24 protein-coding genes and 1 riboswitch are annotated in these 25774 nt (G+C 46.4%); of the genes, 1 reads left to right on the forward strand and 23 read right to left on the reverse strand.

What is annotated here, in order from left to right:
* Nucleotides 1–53 precede the first annotated feature (53 nt).
* From ACTW1R_RS16285 to ACTW1R_RS16365, 17 genes are all read right to left on the reverse strand, one after another.
* A complete protein-coding gene (locus ACTW1R_RS16285) occupies nucleotides 54–1295 on the reverse strand; it encodes a peptidase U32 family protein (protein WP_375826723.1) in 1242 nt (413 codons plus the stop codon).
* 13 nt (nucleotides 1296–1308) lie between these two features.
* Nucleotides 1309–2229 carry a peptidase U32 family protein gene (locus tag ACTW1R_RS16290; protein WP_074934236.1) on the reverse strand — a complete coding sequence of 307 codons (921 nt, stop codon included), beginning with the start codon at nucleotides 2227–2229 and terminating at the stop codon, nucleotides 1309–1311.
* 269 nt (nucleotides 2230–2498) lie between these two features.
* Nucleotides 2499–4979, reverse strand: coding sequence for an ATP-dependent Clp protease ATP-binding subunit (locus ACTW1R_RS16295; protein ID WP_010748867.1), 2481 nt, complete (start codon nucleotides 4977–4979; stop codon nucleotides 2499–2501).
* Nucleotides 4980–4984: 5 nt separating this feature from the next.
* Entirely contained in the window at nucleotides 4985–5452 is a 468-nt protein-coding gene (locus ACTW1R_RS16300) for a CtsR family transcriptional regulator (RefSeq protein ID WP_005230319.1), read from the reverse strand.
* A gap of 229 nt (nucleotides 5453–5681) precedes the next feature.
* Nucleotides 5682–7676 carry a Stk1 family PASTA domain-containing Ser/Thr kinase gene (gene pknB, locus ACTW1R_RS16305; protein WP_489927357.1) on the reverse strand — a complete coding sequence of 665 codons (1995 nt, stop codon included), beginning with the start codon at nucleotides 7674–7676 and terminating at the stop codon, nucleotides 5682–5684.
* Nucleotides 7673–8413 carry a Stp1/IreP family PP2C-type Ser/Thr phosphatase gene (locus ACTW1R_RS16310; RefSeq protein ID WP_074536310.1) on the reverse strand — a complete coding sequence of 247 codons (741 nt, stop codon included), beginning with the start codon at nucleotides 8411–8413 and terminating at the stop codon, nucleotides 7673–7675. Before ACTW1R_RS16310 ends, pknB begins: the two co-directional genes overlap by 4 nt.
* 14 nt (nucleotides 8414–8427) lie before the next feature.
* Nucleotides 8428–9786, reverse strand: coding sequence for a 16S rRNA (cytosine(967)-C(5))-methyltransferase RsmB (gene rsmB / locus ACTW1R_RS16315; RefSeq protein WP_015510616.1), 1359 nt, complete (start codon nucleotides 9784–9786; stop codon nucleotides 8428–8430).
* Nucleotides 9776–10729: a methionyl-tRNA formyltransferase gene (fmt, locus tag ACTW1R_RS16320; RefSeq protein WP_010748863.1), complete on the reverse strand. Its 954-nt coding sequence runs from the start codon at nucleotides 10727–10729 to the stop codon at nucleotides 9776–9778. The genes rsmB and fmt overlap by 11 nt, the downstream gene beginning before the upstream one ends.
* Nucleotides 10722–11213, reverse strand: coding sequence for a peptide deformylase (def, locus tag ACTW1R_RS16325; RefSeq protein ID WP_005230314.1), 492 nt, complete (start codon nucleotides 11211–11213; stop codon nucleotides 10722–10724). Before def ends, fmt begins: the two co-directional genes overlap by 8 nt.
* A 10-nt stretch (nucleotides 11214–11223) precedes the next feature.
* The gene (priA, locus tag ACTW1R_RS16330; RefSeq protein WP_087626668.1) at nucleotides 11224–13626 is read right to left on the reverse strand and encodes a primosomal protein N'; all 2403 of its coding nucleotides are present in this window, start codon (nucleotides 13624–13626) and stop codon (nucleotides 11224–11226) included.
* A 128-nt stretch (nucleotides 13627–13754) separates the two neighbouring features.
* Nucleotides 13755–14060, reverse strand: coding sequence for a DNA-directed RNA polymerase subunit omega (gene rpoZ, locus ACTW1R_RS16335; protein ID WP_005232977.1), 306 nt, complete (start codon nucleotides 14058–14060; stop codon nucleotides 13755–13757).
* A gap of 5 nt (nucleotides 14061–14065) precedes the next feature.
* Entirely contained in the window at nucleotides 14066–14680 is a 615-nt protein-coding gene (gmk, locus tag ACTW1R_RS16340; protein WP_005230308.1) for a guanylate kinase, read from the reverse strand.
* A gap of 124 nt (nucleotides 14681–14804) precedes the next feature.
* Nucleotides 14805–15086, reverse strand: a complete 282-nt coding sequence (locus ACTW1R_RS16345; protein ID WP_005230307.1) for a hypothetical protein — start codon at nucleotides 15084–15086, stop codon at nucleotides 14805–14807.
* A 13-nt stretch (nucleotides 15087–15099) separates the two neighbouring features.
* Nucleotides 15100–15984 carry a YicC/YloC family endoribonuclease gene (locus ACTW1R_RS16350; RefSeq protein ID WP_010748861.1) on the reverse strand — a complete coding sequence of 295 codons (885 nt, stop codon included), beginning with the start codon at nucleotides 15982–15984 and terminating at the stop codon, nucleotides 15100–15102.
* 27 nt (nucleotides 15985–16011) lie between these two features.
* Nucleotides 16012–16227: a YdbC family protein gene (locus ACTW1R_RS16355; protein ID WP_005230288.1), complete on the reverse strand. Its 216-nt coding sequence runs from the start codon at nucleotides 16225–16227 to the stop codon at nucleotides 16012–16014.
* Nucleotides 16220–17884 carry a patatin-like phospholipase family protein gene (locus tag ACTW1R_RS16360; protein ID WP_087626669.1) on the reverse strand — a complete coding sequence of 555 codons (1665 nt, stop codon included), beginning with the start codon at nucleotides 17882–17884 and terminating at the stop codon, nucleotides 16220–16222. The genes ACTW1R_RS16355 and ACTW1R_RS16360 overlap by 8 nt, the downstream gene beginning before the upstream one ends.
* Nucleotides 17885–17959: 75 nt before the next feature.
* Complete coding sequence (locus tag ACTW1R_RS16365; protein ID WP_005230283.1) at nucleotides 17960–18676, reverse strand: class A sortase; 717 nt, start codon at nucleotides 18674–18676, stop codon at nucleotides 17960–17962.
* Between the two features lie 231 nt (nucleotides 18677–18907).
* Between ACTW1R_RS16365 and ACTW1R_RS16370 the strand changes: the two genes are divergently transcribed.
* Nucleotides 18908–19696, forward strand: a complete 789-nt coding sequence (locus ACTW1R_RS16370) for a hypothetical protein (RefSeq protein WP_005230281.1) — start codon at nucleotides 18908–18910, stop codon at nucleotides 19694–19696.
* A gap of 55 nt (nucleotides 19697–19751) precedes the next feature.
* Here ACTW1R_RS16370 and thiT read toward each other — a convergent pair whose 3' ends face one another.
* The 6 genes from thiT to ACTW1R_RS16400 form a co-directional block, all read right to left on the reverse strand.
* A complete protein-coding gene (gene thiT / locus ACTW1R_RS16375) occupies nucleotides 19752–20324 on the reverse strand; it encodes an energy-coupled thiamine transporter ThiT (RefSeq protein WP_015510621.1) in 573 nt (190 codons plus the stop codon).
* Between the two features lie 52 nt (nucleotides 20325–20376).
* A riboswitch (TPP riboswitch) is annotated at nucleotides 20377–20478 on the reverse strand.
* 181 nt (nucleotides 20479–20659) lie between these two features.
* A complete protein-coding gene (locus ACTW1R_RS16380; RefSeq protein WP_005230276.1) occupies nucleotides 20660–21634 on the reverse strand; it encodes a ribose-phosphate diphosphokinase in 975 nt (324 codons plus the stop codon).
* A gap of 115 nt (nucleotides 21635–21749) precedes the next feature.
* Nucleotides 21750–23123, reverse strand: coding sequence for a bifunctional UDP-N-acetylglucosamine diphosphorylase/glucosamine-1-phosphate N-acetyltransferase GlmU (gene glmU / locus ACTW1R_RS16385; RefSeq protein ID WP_005230274.1), 1374 nt, complete (start codon nucleotides 23121–23123; stop codon nucleotides 21750–21752).
* A 179-nt stretch (nucleotides 23124–23302) separates the two neighbouring features.
* The gene (gene purR / locus ACTW1R_RS16390; protein WP_005230273.1) at nucleotides 23303–24127 is read right to left on the reverse strand and encodes a pur operon repressor; all 825 of its coding nucleotides are present in this window, start codon (nucleotides 24125–24127) and stop codon (nucleotides 23303–23305) included.
* Nucleotides 24128–24278: 151 nt separating this feature from the next.
* Nucleotides 24279–25109, reverse strand: a complete 831-nt coding sequence (locus ACTW1R_RS16395) for a metal ABC transporter permease (RefSeq protein ID WP_005230272.1) — start codon at nucleotides 25107–25109, stop codon at nucleotides 24279–24281.
* Nucleotides 25082–25762 carry a metal ABC transporter ATP-binding protein gene (locus ACTW1R_RS16400; protein WP_489927359.1) on the reverse strand — a complete coding sequence of 227 codons (681 nt, stop codon included), beginning with the start codon at nucleotides 25760–25762 and terminating at the stop codon, nucleotides 25082–25084. Before ACTW1R_RS16400 ends, ACTW1R_RS16395 begins: the two co-directional genes overlap by 28 nt.
* Between the last annotated feature and the right edge of the window lie 12 nt (nucleotides 25763–25774).

Consider the following 25774-nt stretch of genomic DNA (forward strand, 5'->3'; position numbering starts at 1 on the left):
ATCCTTTTTGGCTGGATTGATTCAACAAAAAAAGCCGAGAGAAACTCTCGACCTTATTTTTTCTTCCGAATCATGTCTCCGACTTCCACCGGTTCTTTGACCGGCATCGTCAACAGCATCATAGGATTTGGTGCACGATCGATGGATTCACCGTCTTCATTATACATGACTTCGACGGTTTGGTGAAAGTGATGGAATCCGGGACCGTAAAATTCGATTTCATCGCCAACGGAAAAGTGGTTCCGTTGCCGAATCGTAGCTGTTTTTGTTGCCGGATCATACGCCATGACTTCCCCAATAAATTTGTATTGCGGAATTTTCCGACGCGGACCAAACAACTGCTCATTTTCACTTGGGGTATCGTAGTAAAAGCCTGAGGCGAGCTCGCGCTGCGCAACTTTCCACAGTTCATCGATCCATTCTCGTTTGCAGACATAGTTCTCTGGATCGGCCATGTAACTGTCCACGGCTGCTTTATAAACGTTCGCCACGGTCGAAACATAGTGGATCGATTTCATGCGGCCTTCGATTTTGAAACTATCCACGCCGTTTTCAATCAAATCAGGGATATGTTCGATCATCGACATATCCACAGCACTCATGGAAAACTCTTCTTCCACTGTCCCGTTTTTAGTCAAACTGTTTCGTTCCGTTGCAAAGGGCATGTCAAACAGATCATATTTCCAGCGGCAAGATTGCGAACAGCCGCCGCGATTGGCGTCTCGCATCGACATATGATTGGACAAAGTACAACGGCCAGAATAAGAAATACACATGGCGCCATGAATAAAGGCTTCGATCTCCACGCTAGTATTTTTGCGGATCTCAGCGACTTCCTCCATGGACACTTCTCGGGCGAGAACGACCCGTTCTAGACCTTCTTCCCGCCAAAATTCCAATGTTTCATAGTTCGTGGCACTAGCTTGGGTGGACAAATGGATCGGTAGACCTGGCGCTTCTGTTGCGCAGATCTGGATCAAAGCGGGATCAGAAACGATCACTGCCGAAATACCGACATCTCGCAATTCCCGAAAGAATTCCCCTGCACCTTCTTGATTGCCCTCATGGGTCACCATGTTGGCTGCTACATAGACTTTTGCGTTGTGGGCTTTGGCAAAAGCCACCCCTTCCGCCATTTCTTCATAGGTAAAGTTTCCCGCGCGACTCCGTAGACCATAGGCATTGCCGCCGATATAGACAGCGTCAGCGCCATAGTGGATCGCTGTTTTTAATTTTTCTAACGTACCAGCTGGTGCTAACACTTCTGGTCGTTTCAATGCTTGTTTAACGGTCATTTGTTCTTGCTCCTTACTTGATATCGTCAGGATCGATGGCATAAAATCCAGTGTCCAACCCACGTTCTGCTGGATGAAGTTGGGCAACTTGTTCACTGAGCACAGTTGCTTGCTCTGCTTGCCACTTCCCACTTTCCACAAGGCTCTTGGCTTGGGCAAACAGCTTAGCAATTGCCACAAAGGCAGCCCCTCGTGTATAGATTCCGTCCAGCTTCCAGGTTTGAAAGCCTGTTGCGGCTAATTCCCCCAGCTGCAGCATCAGATTGATGTCGTTATTGGCAAAAATGTGCGTGCCGTGGCTATCTTCATAAATGGAATAGTGAGTTTCTTCTTTTTTCGGTTCAGATAAAAACAACCCACGGTCGTGGTTCTTTTCTTCCGATTGTTGGGTATAGTTATAATAATTTTGTAAAAGCGGACGCTTCGATTGGTGAATGCAGGTCGCACCATAAACCAATACTTCCACAGGAATATTTAGTTGTGGTGCCATGATTTTCATTTCCTCGAAAGGAACTTCTCGTGCTAAAACGGCTGCCTTTGCTCCTTTTTGTCCCCAAAAATTGATTTGACGAGCGCTCGTTACTAAGGTTTCCCCTGCATAAATAAATGGCACGGCACATTCTGGATTTTGCTTCATGCGGTAAATGATCCCAGGATCTCCGAGAGCGATTTGATCGGCTTGATTGGTCTTCAGAAATGCTAGGTATTCTGGAATCCGCTTCATTTTTTCTGGATGCATGATGCCATTGACTGCGATCGTCACTTTCTTTCCAGCTTCGTGGGCCATGTCGATCAGTCTGATTTGCTCTTCACGAGAAAAAGAGGCCGGTAGGCGCAGCCCGAATGTCTCTTCTCCAAAAAACAATGTATCAACATAAGGGATGAGCTGCTGTGCTTGCTCGATCGATTCCACCGTGGCGATAATCTCAACCATAATACTCCTCCTTTTTTCAACTCATTCATAGTATCACACAGCAGGGTTCTTTCCAAGAGGTCTCGTTACTCTTTTTTTCACGAATATCGCTTTTTCCGTTAATCAACCGTTGTCATAAAGCTATTTAGAAGGATATTTTTTTGTGAATCATCAATCATAATTAATAGAGATCACTTGATCACTACTAGACATAGCAAGACAAAAAAGCGACGTTTCTATGGGTGCCGATTACTCGACCATAGAAACGCCGCTGCCGTTATTGGCTCGACTTAAACTTGTTGCAAGACCCGTGCTTGTCCCTCTTTGACATTGAGAGTGATCGATCCTTTGGAAGCACCAATCGTCACTTTGTCACCTAAATGAATTTGTCCTGATAGGAGTGCTTCACTTAAACGGTCTTCGACTTCTTTTTGCAATGCTCGACGAATCGGCCGTGCCCCATATTCTGGATCAAAACCAGCTTTACCGATCACATCGATGGCAGATGGCGTGATCTTCAATTGGATGTCTTGGTTGCTTAACCGTTTGATGATCGCTTTGCTCATAATCTTCACGATTTCGTGGATCTCCCCTTCACCTAAGGATTGGAAGACCACTGTTTCATCCACACGGTTCAAGAACTCTGGACGGAAGGCTTTTTTCAGCTCTTCTAAGATCCGTTTTTGCATCGCTTGGTGATCTTTCGTTAAATCAGTGACATTGAATCCAACGCTTTTTTCTTCGCGGATTTGTTGGGCACCGATATTAGAGGTCATGATCAAAATCGTGTTGCGGAAATCGACCTTCCGACCTTTGGCATCCGTCAAATGACCATCATCTAGCACTTGCAAGAGGATATTGAAGACATCGGGATGGGCTTTTTCCACCTCGTCCAATAAGATGACGGAGTAAGGTTTTGAACGGATTTTTTCCGTCAATTGCCCACCTTCATCATAGCCGACATAGCCTGGCGGTGAACCGATCAAACGGCTCGTGCTGTATTTTTCCATAAATTCGGACATATCGACACGAACCAAGGCATCTTCACTACCAAACATCGCTTCCGCTAAGGCTTTAGCAAGCTCGGTTTTCCCGACACCAGTCGGGCCTAAGAACATGAAGGAACCAATTGGACGGTTGGGGTCTTTCAACCCACTGCGGGCGCGACGGATTGAACGAGCGACTGCTTTGACCGCTTCTTCTTGGCCAACTACCCGTTGATGCAAGATCTTTTCAAGATCCAACAAGCGTTCGCTTTCTTTTTTCTCCATCTGTTGCAAAGGTACACCAGTCCATTGGGAAACGACCGTAGCAACATCTTCTGCAGTAACACTATCGGCATAGCCTGACGCTTCTTTGACTTCCATAAACGCCACTTCCGTCAGTTGTTGGGTCAATTTCTTTTCCTTGATCCGCAGACGAGCTGCTGCTTCAAAATCTTGCTGGCGAATGGCTGCTTCTTTTTCTTCGATCAAGTTAGCGATCTCGTTTTGTAGATCTGCCAATTCCGAACTTTCATCGGTTTTGTCTAGACGCACTTTGGCTGCTGATTCATCCATCAAATCGATGGCTTTATCTGGTAATTGGCGCGAATTGATGTAACGTACGGACAATTGCACAGCGGCGTGTAACGCATCATCAGAAATTTCCACCCCATGATGTTCTTCATAACGAGGACGCAAGCCCCGTAAAATTTCTTCCGCTTCTTCTGGTGTTGGTTCGTCGACTTGCACTCGGGCAAAACGGCGTTCTAACGCAGAATCTTTTTCAATGTATTTTTGGTACTCATCTAATGTCGTGGCACCGATAGTTTGCAATTCTCCACGGGCTAAGGCTGGTTTCAGGATATTCGAGGCATCAATCGCCCCTTCGGCTCCGCCGGCCCCAATCAGTGTATGCAATTCATCAATGAATAAGATGATTTGACCATCTTGATAGATCTCATCGATGATTTTTTTCATTCGGTCCTCAAATTCTCCACGGTATTTCGTTCCAGCAACTAAAGCCCCCATGTCCAGCATCATCAAACGTTTGTTTTGCATGTCTTCTGGGACTTCCCCATTGATGATTTTTTGGGCTAAGCCTTCGGCGATCGCGGTTTTCCCAACACCAGGTTCCCCAACGAGAACAGGGTTGTTTTTGGTCCGACGGCTAAGGATCTGGATCAGCCGTTTGACTTCTTTGGCACGACCGACAACAGGATCTAGCCGTTTTTCACGGGCTAATTTGGTCAAATCACGGGCTAAGGAATCCAAGGTCGGTGTTCCTTGCTGCGCTTTGGCTTGGGCTGGACGACGACGACCAGCACTTCCGTTGGTTTTGCTTTCATTGAAGCCCATTTTTTTCTTCAAAAGCTGACGCATTTTCGCGAGACTCAAGCCGAGATTCAGCATGATTCGTGAAGCCAAAATGTCTTCGTCTCTTAATAAGCCTAATAATAGATGTTCGGTACCGATCTGTGGTGCCCCTAAACGCTTGGCTTCATCCCCTGCATAAGCAAATGTATGTTTTGCTCGTGGTGAATACGCGAGATAGGCGTTTTCTGGGTATTGACGAACGGTGCCGTACCCTGTTAAATGTTCGATTTCTTCACGAATATCGTTTTCTGTGATATTCATTTCCCGTAACGTTTTGCCAGCGATCCCGTTTTGTTCAATGACCAGTGCCAATAGAATATGTTCAGAACCTACCGCTTGGTGCTTAAAGTATTTTGCTTCTTCTTGGGCGATAGCCAAAACGGCTTTCGCGCGTTGGGTGAATAATTCATCCATCTCTTTCACTTCCTGTCTTCGTAACTTAATCGTTCTAGAATTGCATGGAGCAAATCTGCTCGTGTTCTATTTTCATAAGGAGAACGTCCTAGAACTGCTTTCGCGATGACGGTCAACAATAAATTGCCTTCTCGCTTGGACAGGATTCCTTCCTCATAAAGTTTCTGGATTATTGCATACGCATCTTTTTCCGAGATGGTTTCATCGAATAGTTGATTCATTTCTTTTAAATAGTGGTGGCTGTCAGTAATTTTGACTTTCTCGATCCGAATATAGCCGCCCCCGCCGCGTTTACTTTCAACCGCATAGCCTCTTTGAACGGTAAAGCGGGTATTGATCACGTAATTTATTTGTGAGGGCACGCAGTTGAACAAATTTGCCATTTCTGCGCGACGAATCTCAATGGTTTCACTGTCTTCAAGAATTTTCTTCAAATATGCTTCAATCAAATCGGAAGTGTTGTGATGACTCAATTCATTCCCTCCCTTGACTAATTCTGACCTTCATTATACCCAATTTTTGAATCCTTGGAAAGATGTACGCTTGCACAAAAGGAAGGTCTAAAGGAAATTTTAAAGACACTTATCCCTCGCTTCAGCTTTTTTAGCTACAAAAAGAAACAAGCAACTCATCGGGGAACAAAAAGAAAATTCTTTGGTCCCCGAAGGCTGCTTGGTTAAAATATTGGGTTTTAGCTAGTTTCTAATCACTTTCGGAACTGCTTTCGCTCGTAGCCGTTGAATCCGAGGAGTCATCTGAACTACTGCTTTGGGTAGTTGAAGAAGAATCTTGCTCTGGTCCTCTTGAGATCGTTAACGTTACTTGCGAACCGGCAACGACTGAAGAACCTTCCTCAGGTGATACGGAGATCACTTGACCTTCAGGAACACTATCATCGTATTCGCGGTTAGTATTCGGTGTTAATCCTGCACGACGGACTGCTGCTTCGGCTTCTGATTGCGTAAGTCCGATCACAGTCGGCACATTTGTCATTTGAGGACCACTACTAATGAATAGCGTGATTGCAGTTTTTGATGTTACGACAGCCTCGCCACTATTAGGCGTTTGCCCAACAACTGTGCCCTCCGGTTCATCACTCGTCTGAGGCGTGCTAATGATCCGCGCTACATCGACTCCTCGAGAGGTCAATTCTGCACGAGCCTCTGCCTCCGTTAGTCCAATAAGGTTGAGCATTTCAAAGGTATCTGGTCCCGAACTAACTTTAAAGGTAATTTCACCATCAACTGGCGAAATCTCACGTCCAGCCGCAGGTGACTGACTAATGATGTCCCCTTCACTGACATCATCAGATTCTTCTAATTCTGATTTGATATTGTCTTCATCAAAGCCTAGATCAATCAGTTCTTCCTTCACCTCTTCGAAGGAACGACCTTCATAATCATCAAGAGTGATTCTCTTGGCTCCGCTGCTGATATAAAGAGTCACGACGGAATTCTTTTTGACTTCATTGCCTTCTGGCGGATCGGTCTTGACGACATTGCCTGCTTCGACTTCATCGTCTTCAATTTCTTCTACCTCGTCTGCCACTTGCAAACCAGCAGCTTCCAGCTCGGCACGGGCAGCTGCTTCTGTCTGGCCACTGACTTCAGGAATTGCCACATCTCCCCGACCACCGCCGAATAGGAAGTAACTGCCTATGCCTAGCAGTGCGATCACCATAATGATGGGCAGCAGCAGCCACCGTTTGCGTTTTTTCTTTTTCGGCTGCGCTGGTTCTTCAGCTTGATCCGCAACCTTATCTTCTACGGGTTCTTCTACTGGCGGCGTTTCGACTTGGGCTGCTTCCAAAGGAGTCAGCACTCTCGTTTCATCCATCAGGGCATGAGGTTCCCATCTCGGTTCATTGAGTCGGTCAGGAGACAACACGGTATCAAGGTCCGCTCGCATTTCATCGGCAGTTTTGTACCGATCCGCCGGTTCTTTGGCGGTCGCCTTCAATACGACGTTTTCCAGCGATTGCGGAACATTTTTGTCATAGATCCGAATCGAAGGGATCTCATCTTGGAAATGTTTCAAGGCGATCGTTACGGCTGATTCGCCATCAAAGGGTACTTTGCCCGTTAAAATTTCATAGAGGATAATCCCAATCGCATAAATATCTGATTGATTGGTCGCCATACTGCCTCGTGCTTGTTCTGGTGAAAGATAATGCACCGAGCCTAGCATCGAGTTGGTTTGGGTGATCGATGTTTCTGATAAGGCGATCGCGATCCCAAAATCGGTGATTTTCACCACGCCGTCTTCATTGATCAGCACATTCTGGGGCTTTAGGTCCCGGTGAATGATGCGGTGCTGATGGGCCAATGCCACCGCTGATAAAATTTGTTGGATGATATCAACGATCTGCAAATAAGGTACGGGATAGTGCGTTTGGATATAGCGCTTGAGATCCATCCCTTTGACATATTCCATCACCAAAAACTGCATGCCGTCTTCTTCGCCGACATCATAAACGGTTACGATGTTTGGATGAACCAGCTCAGTCGCCGCCAAGGCTTCTCGTTGAAAGCGCCGAATCGCACTTTGGTCGTTTTGGAAGTCAAAACGAAGCACTTTGATTGCCACTTCACGGTCTAAGATTAAGTCATGCGCCAAAAACACATTTGCCATTCCGCCGCTGCCGATATTGCCGATGATTTTGTATCGGCCGTTTATCTTCTTCCCAATTTCGATCATGGGCGCTCTCCTCCAACTTTAATCAATAATACCGTGATATTGTCGACACCGCCGCGTTCGTTGGCTTGATCGATCAATGATTGCACTGCTTCTTCCAGCACAGGGTTTTCTTGGATCGTTGCTGTGATCTCTTCATCTGAGACCATGTTGGTCAATCCATCTGAACACAGCAGCAAATAATCCCCGTCTGCAATAAAGTGGATCGCCACATCGACTTCGACTTCGCTTGGCATACCGATCGAGCGGGTCAAAACGTTTTTGCGAGGATGATTCAAGGCCATTTCTGCCGTGATTTGTCCCGACTTCACCAATTCATTGACCAGTGAATGGTCCTCTGTGATTTGAGTCAGCACTTGATTGCGTAAAAGATAGGCACGGCTGTCCCCGACATTGGCGATCGTAAACTGGTCGCCTAATAAGGCCACAGCAATGATCGTGGTGCCCATGCCGCTAAGTTCTTCTTGTTCTTGTCCTTTTTGGAAAATCACTTGGCTTTCCGCTTGGATTTTTTGGATCAGCCATTGGGCAGTTTTTTCACTGTCTGTCAGCTCTGTCTGTTCCCAAGCGGTGCCGATCTCACTGACTGCTTGACGGCTAGCGACATCTCCGGCCCGGTGGCCCCCCATGCCATCGGCAAGCAAGGCCAATGTCACATTGGCTTTATTTACATAGGTTGCTGCAAAATCTTGGTTTGTGTTGCGACGTTTGCCGACATCTGTTTGAAAACGAATCTCCAATTTCTTTCACCTCGTTACTTTTTGCGTAGACAACTGATAAAAAAGCCATCTGTCATAAAATCTTGCGGATAGATCGTCAACATATCCTCTTGAACCGCTTCGGCTGCCAGCGGTCCTACCGCAAGAGGCATTTGCTCAAATTCAGGATGGTCAGCGAGAAACGCTGCCACGACTTGTTGATTTTCTTCCGCTAGAATCGTGCATGTGCTGTAGACCATTATACCCGATTTTTTCAGGGTTGGGGCGGCACTTTCCAAAATCTCTCGCTGAATCTGCGGCAAGCGTTGGAAATCGGCTTCCGTCTTGCTGTATTTGATGTCCGGCTTACGGCGCATCAACCCTAATCCAGAACAAGGGGCATCCACTAAGATGCGATCAAATTGTTCGGGTGCAAAGGTTTGAGCCGTCTCCCGCGCATCCATCACGCGGGTCTCCACAACTGCTTCGACGCCTAAACGTTGGGCATTTTGCTGAATCAGCTTAACCTTATGGGCATGGATATCCAGTGCTGTCACTTTGCCGCCCTCTGCGGCAGACAAGAAGGCAGCGATATGGGTCGTTTTGCCTCCTGGTGCTGCGCAGGCATCCAGTACTTGATGGTCTCGGGCTACTTGTAAAACGGGGGCAACCAGCATCGAACTTTCATCTTGGATCGTCAGTAAACCTTCTTTGTAGAGAGACGAGCCCGCCATAAAGCCTTTGTCAGCCACAACCCCATAGGGGGAAAGCTCACTTGGTCGTGCGTCGATGCCTTCTTCTTGTAGCCGTTCGATCGCTGCTGCTTGCGAGATGCGCTGCAGATCGATACGACCACTGGCATGATTGGGTTCAAATAGGGCATAGCCCAGCTCACTGGTTTCTTCGATCCCAATTTGTTTGACTAGTTTCTTCGTTAGCCACAGGGGCAAACTGATTTCCGTTGCTAAACGTTCCATTGGGTCTTTGATCAATGCCAAGTCTGGCACTCCTTGTCGTTGGATCGTGCGCAGGACGCCATTGACGAATTTTCCAGTTCCCGGATTGCCTTTGGCTTTCGCAATATCCACGGCTTCATGAATGATGGCATGGGCGGGTACTTTATCGAGATACAGCATCTGATACAAGGAAAGCCGCAGCAGCGTTTTGACCCACGGGTCGACTTTGCGGGCATTTTTAATAAAGCGATCCAAATAATAATCCAATAAAAGCTGACGACTGATGGTGCCGTACACCAATTCAGTCAGTAAGCGACCGTCTTTGTCATTTAAACGCCCTTGATTCATCAATTCCCGCAACAGTAGATTGGAATAAGCACCGCCTTTTTCGATTCGCAACAACGCTTCTAGTGCCACAAAGCGCACTGTATATTGTATGTCTCCAAGATTACGCTTCATAGGTACCTACCTGATCCCCTTTTTGAATCTGTTGTCCACTGCCGTTTAAGAATGCAGCAATGTCTTGTCGGCCTTTTCCAGCTGGCTGCAATTCATCGATAGCCAATACCGTGCCTTCCCCACAAGCGATCAGCAACGTTTTTTTCGTCCGTTCAATGATCGTTCCTGGCTGGGCTGTCGTCGTTTGCTCCAGCGGTGTTACTTGCCAAAGTTTCCAGCGGTTGCCATTTTGTGTCGTAAAGGCGATCGGCCATGGTCGCATGCCTCGGACTTGGGCATCGATTTGCACCGCCGTTTTCTGCCAGTCGATGGCTTCTTGTTCACGGCTGATATTTGGTGAAAAGGTGACTTTTGCTTCTTCTTGCGGGACAGGCTGCAGCTCTCCCGACAAGATTTTCGGCACAGTTTCCAGCAGCAAGTCTTTGCCTAATAGGCTCAACTTATCAAACATCGTCCCCACATCATCTTGGGCCGTGATCGGCAAACGAGCTTGAGCAAAAATACCGCCAGCATCCATTTTTTTGATCATTTCCATGATGGTTACACCCGTTTCTTGCTCCCCTTCCATAATGGCATAATGCACAGGTGCTCCGCCACGGTATTTCGGCAGTAGGGACGCATGAACGTTGATAGCGCCATGCTTTGGTACTTCTAGTAACGCACTAGGTAAAAATTGGCCGAAAGCTGCCGTGATCAGCAGATCAGGTGCTAAAGCTTGAATCTGCTCCATTTCTGGTGACCCACTGATTTTTTCTGGTTGTAAAACCAACAAGCCATGCTTCATCGCCGCTTCTTTAACGGGGGTCGGAGTGATGGTTTTTTTGCGACCGACGGGACGATCCGGCTGGGTCACCACTGCTGCCACTTCATAGCCAGCTTCAAGCAAGCCTTCTAAAATTGGGACGGAAAACGCCGGGGTACCCATAAAGACGATTTTAGTCATTTTCATGTTCCTCCATATACTTTTCTAAGTCTTCTTCAGGAATGCGTTCGACGAGCTTGTCGACAAACAGCACGCCATTTAAATGATCGATCTCATGCTGCATCGCACGCGCCAAGTAGCCGAATGCTTCCACTTCCATTTCCTCTCCTTCTCGGTCGAAATAGCGGACAGTGATCTCGTCTGCTCGTTTGACGGTCCCAAAGGTGTGGGGAATACTCAAGCAGCCTTCCACATCAAGGGATTCACCAGAAGAAGCGATGATCTCAGGGTTGATCATTTCAAAGCGGTCGTCTTCTTCGACTTCCACGATCGCCACTTGCAGGTTTTTGCCGACTTGCGGTGCGGCAATACCGATCCCGTCGTGGGCGACCATCGTTTCATAAAGGTCGTCTAGTAGCTGAACGAGCTCATCGGTAATTACTTTGACGGGTTTTGCTTGCCGACGAAGACGTTCATCGGGGGTGATAATAATAGGATAACGCATATTTTCTCCTCTAAATAAAATTCAACGGCTCTTGGTCAATCGACACGTACAATCCTTTGCGCTGATCGATTTGACTTTGATCCAACAGACGGGTCAACAAAGCAGGTAGCTGCGGTTCATTTTTGTATTTAATGATCAATTGGTAGTAATAACGGTTTTTCACCCGTAAAATCGCACTGGGTGCCGGACCCAACAAAATACTTTGTGGTGACAGCTCCTGCTGCAGATCCCGCGCGATCGCAAACATCTTCTGAGCTGCGACTTGCTCTTCGGGATGACTGCAGGTGATTTTGACGGTGAAATAATACGGTGGATAGCCGCTTTGGTGCCGCATCCACATCTCTTTTTGATAGAAATCTTCGTAATCTTGCGACTGCGCCAATTGGATAGCGTAGTGCTCAGGGTTGAATGTTTGAATCACCACTTCGCCGGTTTTTTCTGCCCGACCTGCCCGACCACTGACCTGAGTCAACAGCTGGAACGTCCGTTCACTCGAACGAAAATCTGGCAAATTCAAGGCGGTATCGGCATTCAAGACCCCTACCAGTGTGATATCAGGGAAATCCAAGCCTTTGGCGATCATTTGAGTCCCTAACAAAATATCCGCTTTTTTCTCCCCAAACAAGGTCAAGATTTTTTCATGGGCGCCTTTTTTGCGGGTGGTATCGACATCCATCCGTAAGACCCGCGCTTCGGGAAACAGTTCCTTCAACTCTTCTTCCACTTTTTGCGTGCCCGTTCCGTAATACCGAATCTTGTCTGCATTGCAGTTGGGGCAACGATGGGGGATGTGTTCTTCATGTCCGCAATAATGACAGCGCATCGTTTTGGTATCCATATGCAGCGTCAAGGAGATGTCGCAATTTGGGCAAGGCAAAACATACCCACAATCGCGGCACATCACGAAGGAAGAGTAGCCGCGCCGATTCAGCAGCAAGACGATCTGTTCTTTGCGGGCCAAGCGGTCTGTAATTTTTTCCTGTAACGGACGAGAAAAGGTTTGATACTTTTTATTGGCAAATTCGGTACGCATATCCACGACTTCGATCTGCGGTAATTGCGCACTGGTTTTTGCCCGTTGATTCAATTTCAATAAGCGGTAGACTTCTTTTTGCGCCCGAGCACGAGATTCCAATGACGGCGTCGCACTGCCTAACACCACTGGACAGTGATGGTACTGGCTGCGCCAAATCGCTAAATCTCTCGCATGGTAACGAGGGGCTTCATCTTGCTTGTAGGAGGCTTCGTGCTCCTCATCGACGATGATGACCCCGATGTTTTTCAACGGAGCAAAAATCGCCGAGCGGGCGCCAACCACCACCTGCGCCTCCCCACGTTCGATCTTACGCCATTCATCGTATTTTTCACCTTGGGACAAGCCGCTGTGTAAAACAGCCACTGCGTCGCCGAGACGGCTTTTAAAGCGTTCGACCATTTGCGGGGTCAACGCGATCTCTGGCACGAGCATGATCGCGGTTTTGCCTTGTTTCAGCAATTGGGCGATCGCTTGCAGATAGACTTCTGTTTTTCCACTACCGGTGATCCCTTCCAGTAAAAAAGTCTGTGCCTCTTGGTTATCCGCACAAGCAGTGATTTGCGCTACTGCAGCTGCCTGTTCTTCATTTAATTCAAGCGGGACCGTTTTTTGAAATTGACGGTCTTTGTAAGGATCACGGTAGGCTTCAACTTCCGTAAAGGTCAGCCAACCAGCTTCTTGCGCTTGGTTCAAAGCCGCGGTGGAAATCCCTTGTTCGGTAAAAAAGGAAACCGGCAAGCGGGCTTCCTCTGTCAAAATCTGTAAGATTTCCAGCTTGCGTTTGGCCCCTTTGCGCAGCTGTTGCTGGACGGCGGGGATTTCTGCTGGATCGATCTTGCGTTCAATGTAACGGGTCATTTTCGCTTTGTTTTTATTTTTCACGAGATACTGCAATTCAACTACTGCGGCTTCCCGCAAAGGCTTCAACTGCGGCAACAGCCCTGCACTTTCGGCGTCTTGCCAGCTGAGGATGCCGTTTTCGGGAAAATATTCTTTGATGGGATGATTTCCTTCCAGCAAAACGATCTGCTTTTGGTACTCGGCTTTCATCACACTAGGCAGCATCGTCTGCAAGCAAGTGATCTTAAAGGCAAAGGTCGTTTCCTTCATGTAGTCGGCTAATTGGAGAAGTTCTTCATTGACGACAGGCGACAAATCCAACAAACGAACGATTGGTTTTAAGGTCTGCTGCGGTTCGGCAACTTCTGAAAGGCCGACGACGAACCCCTGGATATGGCGGTCGCCCTTGCCAAATGGCACTTCGACTCGCATCCCTGTCTCAATGGCGGCTTGTAATTCTGATGGGATCAGATAGGTAAAAGGCTGATCGGTCTGCATCGTGGGAACATCCACGATCACTTCTGCTATGTACGCCATTTCTTCTCCTCCTTTTAGGTTCTATTTTACTAAATGGGTGGGGGTTTGTCTGTACCCCTTACAAAAATTTAACCATCATCATTCAAAAGAAAAAGCCAGAACACAGGCGTGCTCTAGCTTGCTTTTGTCTATAGCTTTTGTTCGTCGCGGATACGCGCTTCTAATTCTTTTTGTTCTTGGTCTTTTTGCGCTTTGCGCTCTTCTTGTTCCATTTTCAAGCGGGCGCGCTTGATTTCTGGATGCGGATCATTAACGACTAATTCCGCTTCGATTTCTTCAAGTGCTTGACCCACGCTTTTCACTGAATCAAAGTTTTCTAGTGTTGCTTGCGCACCGGCGTCAAGTTCATGCGCCCGTTTGCTTGCTAAGATCACTAATGAATATTTTGAATTGACACGATCCAACAAAGAATCGATTGAAGGTTTTAACATCATATTTCTTACAGCTCCTCTAACATTTTGATATAGGTTCCGATCACTCGGTCAACGCGAAAATGTTCACTCGAAATAATTTCGCGAATTCGTTGGACTGCCTTAGGTACTTCATCATTGACAACGGCATAATCATATAAAGCCATCATTTCGATTTCTTCACGGGCGACACGCATCCGTTCATCGATCACTTCGGCAGAGTCGGTTCCTCTTCCTGTAATACGAGAGCGTAATTCTGCCAGATCAGGTGGCGTCAGAAAAATAAACACACCATCGGGAACTTTGTCTTTTACTTGTTTTGCCCCTTGCACTTCGATCTCTAAAAACACATCTTTTCCTTGATCCAGTGTCTGTTGGACATAAGATAATGGGGTTCCATAATAATTGCCGACATATTCGGCGTATTCCAGCATTTCACCGGCTTCGATCAAGGCTTCAAATTCTTCACGCGTGCGGAAATAGTAATCGACCCCTTCCACTTCCCCCTCGCGTTTTTGACGAGTGGTCATTGAAACGGAATATTGAAAATCGTTGTCGTCACTCTCAAAAATTGCTTTGCGCACGGTCCCTTTCCCTACTCCGGAAGGTCCTGATAAAACTATAAGTAATCCTCGCTCTGACATAATGACGTCCTTTCACTGACATTTGCTTAACGTCTATTTTGCACTTTTTTTCAGCAACTTTCAAGAACTACTTTATTATAATGGGAATTTCATGAAATTGCTAGTCTACACTTCGGCCGCGTTCTTAAAAGCCCATGTTGCTTAAAGTATTGATGACCCCTGCCAATTCGTCTTTAGCGGTGATCGCTTTTTCAGTAGGATCCGTCACTTCTTGGCAATCGATACGTACGATGTACCGCCGATTTAAAGAAACAGCTACGCCATCAACTAATAGATGGAGAAAATCTGGCTCGATGGCTACGCAAGCATCTTCCCACGCAGAGAAATTCTCTTTGTCAGAAGGAATACTGCGCTTGATGACATTTTTTCCGCTTAGTTCGTGAAAGGTGATATCGTAATATTTCATTGGTTCATTCCTCCTACTCGATGTTTTGAACTTGTTCTCTGATTTTTTCAATGATCGTCTTCATTTGGACGACACTGTTTTTGATTTGGATCGGACTTGATTTTGAGCCAATCGTATTGACTTCTCGGTTCATCTCTTGGATCAAGAAATCCAGCTCTCGACCTATCGGTGTCTCAGCTGCCAGCAGCTCCGTCATCGTCGTTAAATGGATACTTAAACGATCCAGTTCTTCGTGGATATCGCCGCGTTCTAATAAAATCGCCAACTCTGTCAGTAAACGATCGCGATCGACTTCTTCCCCTAAATAAGCAGTCAGTTTCTTTTCAAAGCGTTCTTGGTAGTCCGCCTCATAGAGGGCCACGAATTGTTTGAGTTCTGTCAGCTTTTCCTGCAGCTGTCGCTGGTTTTCTTGCAAGATCTGCAGAATACCTTGCCCTTCCACCCAGCGGCTTTGATCGATCGCTGCCAGCGCTTGATCTAATGCTTCCATCACGCCATCGGCCAAGGTGCTTTCTTCTGGCTCTTGATCAGAGATCGTTAGAAAGGCCTCATGGAGCAGGAATTGTTCCAGCAATGCTGCTTTTGGCAGCTCTGCTAGGTCAAAACGGTCTTTGGCTTCGGTATCGATCTCCTGCATGAAACGTTCCAGCAAGTCCCATTGGATCTCGATCTGTTTCGTATTTGTGGTTTTTTCTTTTAACGTCACATACAATTCGATTCGTCCTCGCTGGAGGGTCTGCTTGATCGACTGCCGTAAAGCACCTTCTAGAGGATTCAATTGTTTGGGCATTCGCAGCTGCAGGTCCAAAAAGCGCTGATTGACACTTTTGATCTCAATTTCGATCTGCACATCTGGCGTTTCTGCACTGCCTTTGCCAAAACCAGTCATACTTTTCATTTGATCACTCCTCACCGTTTTGCTTTCTTACATGGAAAGCAGGGCTTTTTTAAGTTCTGCAAATTCTTCATTGGATAAGGTCACGCCTTTGCCCATCTTCTCGTGCTCTGGGCCCCAATCTCTCAGATCAAATTTTGGCGGGCGCCCATTCCAGCTCACCAAATTCAATTCTTTGCGCCAGCCTCTTTGATTTTCCGAAAGCACGGCGATCTCTTCAACGATTTCATACGAAAATTTATCCATTTTCTGCTCCTTTCAAAAGATAGTGACTATACGCTGCCATTAAAGCAGTCAGTGGGTAACGCCGACGAATCTGCTGAAGGGCGGGCAGATTCAATTGCTGCGTCCGATAAAAAAAGAAAAAGCGGTTTTGCTCGGACAAGACAAAAAAACGGTCGCGATAATAGCTCAGCCACTCGGTGATCGACCAGGCATCGGCTTCTTCCACTGCCTTTAGCGCAATTTTTTCAGCTAAAGCCGTTAGAATCGTTTCCTGCTCATAAATCACTGTAGGCGCTAGATACAATACTTTCGCGGTACACTCTATCAGTATACGCCCCCACTGCTCAAATGGCACATCCTGTTGATAGAATTTACGCATTTTTTTCCAAAATTCTTTTTTCTTTAGTTCCTGATAAAGCAGCGGGTCTGTCTGGCGCAGCTCTTTCAAAAAGCCCCGCCATAACGGCTGAAAATCAACCGTCCTTTCAAAGGTATACCAATGGCCTTGGTATTTGCCGAACACTTTCAAGGTTTCCAAATAGCCTAAGGTCATATTATCCAGCGAACGCTGGGCATCAAAAACCAAAAAGCTGCCTAAGGACCAAGGAGACCCCAACGAAAGCTGCGCAGTTTCTTCCGTCACAATCGTCCTTTTATTGATGCCAGGTCCTTGGACATCCACGGTGATACATTCCGTTGCCCCTTGCTGGACAGCGACATCGATGGGCAGGTTGTTGCGATAGCCGCCATCGATGTAATAAGCGTCGTTAATTTTTTGCGCCTGCATCGCTGGATAAAATGAAGCGGATGCCAACAGCCAATGCAGGTTTTCCTCTACTGCGGATGGATCAAAGGCATAAACCGTCTCCTTGAAATCGGGCAGACGAGTCGTACAGATCAGCAAACGACAAGCAGTTTGGCTGAATTTTTCTTGATCAAAGGTCTTTTGCAAAAGCTTTGCCAACGGTTCGGTACTGGCACCGTTGCTTTTGACCGCTTCGCGGACCAGCGAATTGGCTTGATTCATCAAATCTCGCAGTGTTTGGGCACGTACCGAAGCAAGCGGATAGTGCAATACTTGCTCGTTAGAGATATTTGCCCATAAATCGACGGCCGCTTCCACATCGTTCATTAAAATCAAGGCGCCATTCAAGGCACCGACGGAAGTTCCCGTGATCCATTCAAAGGTGATGCCTCGTTCTTGCAGCGCTTGCCAAACACCGATTTGATACGCCCCGTGGGCACCGCCACCGCCTAAAACCAGCGCCGTCTGATAAGCTAGCGCTTTTTGATACCCTTGAGGGACCAACTGATACCCTTGCTGGATAAACCACTCAGCCAAGGGGGGCCGATGAGGAAGTTGCCACAAGACAGCTGCTACAAAACGACTGCGAGCAAAGCTTTCTGTCACGGCTAGCAGTTGTTTCCAAGTAAAATCGGCGGCTGCTTCCACCAGCAGATTGGTGATAGTCAGTGTCTTTTGGTCAAAATCAAACTGCCCAGCAAGGTAAAAACGTCCGTAACGGCTGTCGATCTGCCAGCCCTGCTGCGCTATATCGGCTAGAAAGGCTCGTCGCGCTTTTGAATGCGACTCAAAAAAGGAAAAGACGAGTCGGCTTTCTTGAAATCCTGCCCTTTGTGCAAGAAAATCGATCGAAGTCAGTTTTTTCACTTTCATCAAGACGCCTCCTCAAGCAAAAAAGAATAGACGAATGACACGCCAGCTGCCGTACCACTCGAGCTATTCTTTTGATTAAAATGTTCGTTGTGCCATGTTGAATGCCGCCAGCATCTCATCCGTTGCTTCGTCGACAGGCGTTACAGATTCCAGATCACCTTGGATCACACGACGGGTGACACCGCCCATTTCGCCACAGGTGATCAGCGTGATCATTTTACGGCCTTCCACTTCGTCAAGCAAATAGACATCGGTCGGGTCGACCCGCACAGAAGAAGTCGCGGTATACGTGTAAATATTTTCCAGATCGGTCACATAGATAGCCGCTCCGATGGCGACATCATCCAATGGCGTAAACAAAAGCTCTGGCGATTGAGCGCGATGGCTGGCTAGTGCGTAATTGCCTTCCCCCATTTTTTGGGTGGGACTTAACGTACCAGCACCATACAGCAAGGCCTCGTTGGCCAAGCCTTTAAAAATCGGCAGATTGATCCCCACACTAGGAACCGCCACGCCGCCGATCACTGGCAAGGCTTTGTTGCTCAGCTGCGCCCGTAAGACTGCTTCTGAACTCGCCGGCTCCACGGCATCAAAATCAAAGGTCGCTTCCGCTTCCATATTTTTTTCCACATCACTGCGATCAATGGTGCCGACTGCGTAAGCTTCACCCGTTTGTTTAATAAAATAATTTTTGATTTGATTATTAAAAATCAATGCTAAACCAATCAATAACAGCAAAAGCAAAAAGAGATTGCTCAGCCAATTTGAAAGTCTGCGTTTCTTTTTTCTCATAGGTTTTCGTCTCCATTAGTTTCTTCTTTTATCATACCAAAATCCTCATAAAGACGCCAATTTTGGCCAGTTTTTTTACGAAAAGACAAGATTTGCCTTTTTTTGTCGAAAAAGGGAACTTAAAAATTGTTTTTTCTGTTATTTTGTAATATAACTTTAAACGAAAAGATACAAGCAATTTTCAGCGCTTTGTTGTAGAATGAACTTAGTATATAGGAGGGATCGATCGGCATGTCTAACACGATTTACGTACATATTGATACAACCAGCAATGCCGTCTTGACCCGCGGGCTTGCCCCCCAAGATTTTAACAAGAGCATCGTCCATCAGCCCAAGAATTTGCTCTTGCTTGATCCTTCCAGTGATTTCGGCGAATTCGACGGTCATACGGGCTTAAAAGTGATACGCGGAATGGAAGACGTCCAACTGTTTTTTCAGCAGATCAACAAAGGTCGTGTTGCCGAAGAAATGAAGTGGATCGATTTTAATGATTACGAGATGGTCAAAGAATTGACGCCTTTAGAGATCTCCGAGTTGTTATATTTTGGCCACATGAAGACACACCTCCACTCCCCTTTCTTTTACAAACTGCAAAATAACTTTGTTTTCTTTGACTTAAAAGATGCACGTTCCCGCGTTTATTATCGCTATTTAGATGAATATTATCGGATCTTGGCGGATCGGATCACCCGCATCGTCTTAGAAAAAATCAATGATCGCCTCTCCTTTTTTAAAAAAGCAACACCGGTGGAAAAGCTCGATTTTAATTTGCTGAAAGAATTGCGGGGAATCATGCAAGAAGGCATCGTCTTTTGTCTGACACAAGAACAATTGATCGACAGAACCTATACGATCCCGATCTATCTGTCAGAAGATGCTGGCTTAAAAAACACGCTGGTCAATCAAAAAGAGCTGGATCAAATCGCTGTTTTACGCTATTCAGCCAGCAAAAAAAGCTGGTCGTTGGAAATCGACCAAGAAGATCTAGCGTTTGGCTTTATCGACAAAAAAATGTCTTGATGCTTCTCTTTCTCAAAGAGCCTCAAGACATTTTTTGATGGTTCCATTTCTAAAACTAAGCTTTCGGGACAAATAATTTCGGGGCTGCCTTGACTAAGAGTCCTAGGACGACCCCTACATAAACGATATTGATAATGACCGATGATCCATTAAAGATCAAGGAATACAGATACGGACTTTGTCCTGGCGGTGCGTACATTCCCCAGACAAAGACCCCAGCCCAATAATGCCAAAACCAACGGCTGATCACCGCCACGATGCCCCCTAAGACGACATACCACGTAACGGTTTTGCTGTTTTGACGGATCGCTTGCTGGATTTTATTAGCAAACAAGCCGCCCATCCCGCCAAAAGCAAAGGCAAAGGGGTATTCAAAGATGATCTGTGGAACGGTGATAAAGTTACGCATGGCGCTACCAATCAAAATATTCAGCAAGCCCCACATAAATCCAGCCGTCATTCCCGGCAGCACTCCGCGACGATACGAATACAAGACCAAGGGCACGAGACCTAGAGACAAGTCGATACTGGAATTGGCTGTCTGGATCGGGATATACGACAAGACGACCCCAATCGCAGCGATCATCGTTCCTTCCGTCCAGACCTGCAGCGACATTTTTCGTTTCAAAAAAAACTCCTCCTTTAGAATCATCACAATTCACAAAGGAGAAGTGTTGGACACTTCAACTCGTCACAATTCCTACGTTCGCATGATCGAAACAGGTACGAAGGGTTTAGAGTACTCTCATTCTCAGCCTTTGCAGACTCCCCTTTGTGATTAGATTCTATTTTATTTTTTGCTTGCATTTCGCAAGTCACTTTCAAGAATACCATAAATTGGTGAAAAGAAACATGACTGCGATCGTTTTTTCTAAAAACATCCTGAAACTCCTCAGAAAAAAACAGCCAATGAGCGGCTAAAGACCGACCATTGGCTGTTGTTCTCATGCTTATGAGACACGATTAAATTGATAATTTTGATTCAAACAGTGGACTGACTGGTTTGTTCTCATGGATTCGTTTGATCGCTTCGCCCATCAAGGCACCGACACTGATCTCATCGATTTTTTTCGACTTGCGGTCTTCTGGCAAGTGAATCGAATCTGTCACAACTAGATGCTCAATGGCAGAATCTTCGATCCGTTCCAAGGCAGGTCCTGACAAGACAGGGTGGGTACATGAGGCGTAAACACTTTTAGCACCTGCTTGTTTCAACGCATTCGCAGCCAATGTGATGGTACCAGCAGTATCGATCATATCGTCGATCAAGACACAAGTTTTGCCTTCAACATGACCAATGATATTCATGACTTCCGCTACGTTGGCTTTCGGACGACGTTTGTCGATGATCGCGATTGGTGACTTAAGAAACTCAGCTAATTTACGGGCACGAGTCACGCCCCCGTGGTCTGGTGAAACGACGACGACGTCATCGCCTTGAATGCCTCTTTCCAAGAAATAGTTGGCGATCAATGGTGCACCCATCAAGTGGTCAACTGGGATATCAAAGAACCCTTGAATCTGTGAGGCATGCAAATCCAGTGTAACCATGCGGTTCGCACCGGCTTTTTCGATCATGTTTGCTACAAGTTTTGCGGTGATTGGTTCTCTTGATCGCGCTTTGCGGTCTTGTCTTGCATAACCATAATAAGGCATTACTACATTGATCGTCTTCGCACTGGCGCGCTTCAAAGCATCGATCATGATCAGCAATTCCATTAAGTTATCGTTTACAGGGCTGCTGGTTGATTGAATCACGTAGACGTGGGCACCACGAATACTTTCTTCAATATTCACTTGGATTTCACCATCGCTAAATTGTTTGACTGAACACTTACCTAATTCAACACCTACTGCAGCTGCGATTTTTTCCGCCAAAGGACGATTTGAGTTCAGAGAAAAAATCTTCAATCTTGGATCAAAATAATGATTTGACATGAGAACCTCCACTTTCTTTGCGTTCATCTAGAAAAAAATGACTCCTTTTACTAGAATCTTCTTCCTAATAAATAGTAGTCATTTTTCCTTAAGAAATCAAGTCATTTCGCTATTTCTAATTTAGATAAGGCAACTTTTTCGCGTAATCCGCTTTATTTTCCTGACGGGCGCGGGCAATCGCCATACTGTGTTTAGGAATATCTTTGGTGATCGTTGAGCCAGCAGCGATCATCGTTTCCTCTTCGATGGTCAATGGCGCAACTAGATTGGAGCCAGAGCCGATAAAGCAATTGTCGCCGACAGTCGTTTTGAATTTGCTCTTGCCGTCATAATTAACAAAGACTACGCCGCAACCGACATTGATGTTTTTGCCTAAGGTCGCATCGCCAACATAAGACAAGTGTCCGACTTTGGTGCCTTCACCAATCGTCGCATTTTTGACCTCCACAAAGTTCCCGATATGGGCATGGGCCAAAATTTCCGCATGGGGACGAAGATGGGCATTGGGACCGACATCGGCGCCATCATGAATGATGCTCTCCTCGATCGTCGATGCCTTGATCGTCACTTGGTTGCCGATCTTGCTGTCTTCTATTTCAGAAGCTGCCGTAATGACACAGTCTTCTCCGATCGTCGTCTTCCCTTTGATGGTGACACCGGCTTCGATCAGAGTATCTGAGCCGATCACAACACCTTCGTCGATATAAGTCGTTGCCGGATCGATCAAGGTCACGCCATTTTGCATGTGCTGACGATTGATCCGCTGACGCATCAAGCGATTGGCTTCGGCTAAGGCGATGCGGTCATTGACTCCTAATGATTCATGAAAATCTTCGGTTTGATAAGCAGCGATGATTTTGCCGTCTTCCTTTAAGATCTCGATGATATCAGTCAAGTAGTACTCCCCTTGGGCATTGTCCGTATCTAATTTTGCCAAGGCGTCAAATAACAATTCATTATCGAAGCAATACGTCCCTGTATTGATTTCTTGGATCAGCGCTTCTTCGATCGACGCATCTTTTTGCTCAACGATTTTCTCCACGATACCGACACGATCCCGCACGATTCGGCCATAGCCTGTTGGGTCTGCCGCTTGCGCCGTTAAGATTGTCGCCGACGCATTTTTCCCTTGGTGGTAATCGAACAAGTTATTCAAGGTTTCCGTCGTCAATAACGGTGTATCCCCACTGATCACTAAGGTCGTCCCTTTTTTGCCTTTTAAAAACGATTCGGCTTGAACGACAGCATGGCCAGTACCCAATTGTTCGGCTTGTAAGGCATAGTTGGTGCGATCCCCCAGTTGCTCTTTGACCATTTCTGCCCCGTGACCGACGATCGTCACGATCTCTTCAGGATTGGTTTCCACCACTCGATTCATGATGTGCTCCACCATTGGTTTGCCACAAACAGGATGTAACACTTTATATAACTTCGATTTCATGCGCGTGCCTTTTCCAGCCGCTAAAATTATTGCAAAACGTGCGTCCACGTATTCCACTCCTATCAATCTGAACGATTTTTGTTCATTGAATTTCCTATAAACAGTTTAGCCCAAGTACTTGTAAATTTCAACGATTTAAGGAATTCCCACCTAGACCAATCAAAAAAAAGACTGGCGGCCGCCGTTTAAAAAACAGCTGCTTGCGCCAGTCTAAGAGCCACAAAAAATCAGGCTTTTTTCTCAAAGTAATTTCCCGGTACTACCGAGATCGTTTTGGTCTGGGTATCGACATCTTCAACATACAGCAGAGAACTGTAATCGCTGATGGCCCGCTTGCCTTTGAATTTCGTTTCGGCAAAAACCGTAATACCGACTAATTCGGCTTCAAATTCTTCAATCAAGCTCTTCATCCCATTGACCGTGCCGCCGCCTTTCATAAAGTCATCGACCACCAATACTCTAGAGCCGCGCTTTAAGCTGCGCTTGGATAATTCCATTTTTTCGATGCGCTCTGAAGAACCAGAGACATAATTGACACTCACGGTCGAGCCTTCAGTGATCTTGGAATCACGACGCACGATCACGAAGGGAACATTCAAGTAGTAAGAGACTGCTTGAGCGATCGGCACTCCTTTAGTAGCAACGGTCATCACCGCATCGATTTGTTCGCCTAAATATTTGGAAGCGATGATGCGGCCGACTTGGCGCAGCAATTCCGGTTCGCCTAATAAGTCAGATAGATAAACATAGCCGCCAGGCAACAAACGGTCTTGCTCAGACAAGCGTTCTGCCAGCCCTTCGACGTACGCATACGCTTCTTCTTCAGAAATTTCAGGCACAAAAAAAACACCGCCAGCAGCGCCTGGCACGGTATCAAGAATGCCTGTTCCTCGTTCTTTAAAGGTCTTTTTGATAATAGATAAATCTTCGCTAATCGATGATTTTGCAGAGGCATATCGTTTAGAAAAGAAGGACAATGAAATCAATTCATGGGGATGATTCAACAAGTAATGTGTCATATCGATCAGTCGTTCACTTCGACGTATTTTCACACCGGACAACTCCTTTAGTTTATTCGCCTTATTATAAGGCTTTTTCGGGATAAATGCGAGCATTATCTAAAATATTGCTTATATTGTTCGGTTTTGATTAGAGTTTAAAAAAAAGAAACGAAAATTCTTCGTTTCTTTTTCATAAAGCCCTTTATTTTAGGCGTTGTTTTCGTTGCACGAGGATCACGATGCGTTTGATCAAATTGATCACTAAGAAAAGAGCGATAAAAACCAGCGTGATCGTCGCTCCCGGTGGTGTGTCCAAATAAAAGGAACTGGTCAAACCAGACATCATCCCAATCATGCCGATCACGACACTGATCAAAATCACGGCATTGAAGCTCTTGCCTAAACGCATACTGATGGCAGCTGGTAAAACCATGATCGCAGAGATCAACAATGCACCCGCAATCGGGATCATCATGGCGATTGCCACCCCCGTCAAGACATTAAAGAGCATCGACATCACTCGCACAGGCAAGCCATCGACATGGGCGGTATCTTCATCAAAGGTCAAAATGTACATGGGCCGTTTGAATAAGAAGAATAAAGCAAAAACGACTAAAAACAAAAAGCCTAAGATCCAGACTTGTTCTTGTGTGATCGTAACGATCGACCCAAACAAATACGATTGGATACTCGTTGCGGAGTTCCCCCCGCTAAGGTTCATCAAGACGAGGGCTAACGCTAAGCCGCCGGACATCAAAATGGCGATCGAGATCTCTGAATAACTGCGGTACAGTGTTCGCAAGTATTCCAAAATGATTGCGGCAATGACTACGATCAATAGCGTCGTCAAACTCGGATTTAGATTTAGAAAGAAGCCTAGTGCCACCCCTGCTAAAGAGACATGGGACAGCGTATCAGCCATCAATGACTGTCGCCGAATCACTAGAAAGACCCCCAGCATCGGTGCGATACCAGCAATAAAAATCGCCGCAAGAAAAGCTCTTCTCATGAATTCATATGAAAGCAACGCCATGGTGAATCCTCCTTCCGCACTAAACGGATCTGACGGTCCTCGTATTCTTTGATATCTTCATGATCATGGGTGATCATCAAAATCGACTTGCCGTGGTCATGAGCATTGTGCCGCAGCAGTTCATAAAACAGATTGCGGGATTGTTCATCCATCCCCGTAGTCGGTTCATCTAAAATAAATAAATCAGGGTCCGTGGCAAAGACCCGTGCCAAGCTGATCCGCTGCTTTTGGCCACCGGACAACTCGCCGATCCGTTTATGACGCACGTCCCACATCCCGACGGCATCTAATGCACGGCGGACATGTTCATGGTCTCGTTTCGTCAAGCGCTTGAACCAGCGATCTCTTGGGTAGCGGCCCGATTGGACCAATTCCAAAACGGTGCTGGGGAACCCGACGTTAAAGGAAGCAATCTGCTGAGGAATGTAGCCGATGCTTAATTTTTCACCAGCAGCATTTTTGGTCGCCAAGGTGACTGCTCCTTTAGAAGGTTTCAACAAACCAAGGGTTGCTTTGATCAAAGTAGATTTTGCCGCCCCATTTTCGCCAGTCAAAATCACGAATTCGCCGTCTTCGACAAAGTAGGAAATGTCTTCCAGGACGGGTTCATCATCATAATAAAAGGTCAAATCTTTTACATCGATATAACGCACGCAGGCGCCTCC

The organism is Enterococcus sp. R12, from assembly GCF_058135755.1.